The sequence below is a fragment of the Micromonospora sp. M61 genome (genome assembly GCF_018070245.1).
GTDB lineage: Bacteria > Actinomycetota > Actinomycetes > Mycobacteriales > Micromonosporaceae > Micromonospora > Micromonospora zamorensis.
Map to the genome: position 1 here is coordinate 1 of NZ_JAGPYA010000183.1, position 773 is coordinate 773.

The following is a 773-nucleotide window of genomic DNA, read 5'->3' on the forward strand; positions in this document are numbered from 1 at the left end:
CCTGGTCCAGGGTGGAGTTTCCGGTCGGGTTTGTCGGAGCGCCGTTGCTGGCGCCGAACCGGTACGACTCTGCGGCCGGCGCCCCGTTCGGGGCGCTGGTGAGGGCAGAGGCGAGCAGGCTGATCTGCGGGCTGCCGGGTAGGCCTGTGAGCAGCCGGTCTGCGATCTGCTGTGCCCGCTCAGGTGTGACCGGCTGGCGGGTGCCGACGAACTCGACGGTTGACACGGGTGGCTGCGACGGGTGCAGCTCGGCCAGCGCCGCGCGGATGGCTGGCAGGCTGGTCACCGAGGCGTCGACGACGACGGTCAGGCCCGGGCCGGGGCGCAGCACCAGCCTGGTGGGCCCCGCCCCGGCGTGGAGGTGTACCACGTTGTCCTGCATGGTCATCGAGAGGCCGTAGGGCATCGCTGTGCCGTACAGCGCCTCGTGGGTAATTGGCGCGCGCATCGGCACGGCGGGTGCCGGCGTCGGCTCCACCATCACCGGCGGCGCCTCCGGTTTCGCCACTGCGCCGGCCGGCGTGCGGGGGGCCAGGTCGTGCGCCGGGGCGGCCGGGAGGTCGTACTCTCCGGGCGGGTTTGTCGGTGCGCCGTTGCTGGCGCCGAACCGGTAGGACTCTGCGGCTGGTGTTCCGGTCGGGGCGTGGGTGAGGGCAGAGGCGAGCAGGCTGATCTGTGGGTTGCCGGGTAGGCCGGTGAGGAGCCGGTTCGCGATCTGCTGTGCCCGTTCCGGGGTGATCGGCTGGCGGGGGGCGGGGAGTTCGATGGTTGAT

General features: G+C 72.4%; 1 pseudogene. It reads right to left on the bottom strand.

What is annotated here, in order from left to right:
• Positions 1 to 773: pseudogene (locus tag KBX34_RS33235) on the bottom strand (hypothetical protein); the annotation flags it as partial.